At 34.8% G+C, this 359-nt stretch carries 1 protein-coding gene; it reads right to left on the reverse strand.

Annotated features, from left to right (window positions below; genetic code table 11):
* Nucleotides 1-54: 54 nt before the first annotated feature.
* Nucleotides 55-359 (reverse strand): curli assembly protein CsgF (locus AAEZ18_RS18470; RefSeq protein WP_352255850.1); only part of this gene is annotated, 305 nt, incomplete at its 5' end.

Below are 359 nucleotides of genomic sequence, written 5' to 3' on the forward strand. Positions count from 1 at the left end.
TCGTTGTACAGCCCGTTAAAGTAAGTAATATTATTGTTATTAGCAGTTTATACATTATCCAAACCTCGGTACTTCGATGATTACAATGGTGCCATCTAGCATATTTGTTATTTTTACAGTAATAGTATCTGTGGTACTGGTGATCACTTCAATTTGGTAGTCACCACTCATAAATATAGAGTCTTGATTAAATATGCTGTCTTCAGAGTCTTCACCAAATGCCATATTGGTAATTTCTCTGACCATTCTATTTAGGTAAGTACGCTGTAAAGAGTCTTGAAATTGTTCTGCATAATCTCTTTCGATGACAGGTGCTTTGTGTTTGTTTTGCGCTTGAGCTTTACTCAACAACATATTTG

Source organism: Pseudoalteromonas sp. 19-MNA-CIBAN-0066, assembly GCF_040308705.1.
Classification (GTDB): domain Bacteria; phylum Pseudomonadota; class Gammaproteobacteria; order Enterobacterales; family Alteromonadaceae; genus Pseudoalteromonas; species Pseudoalteromonas nigrifaciens.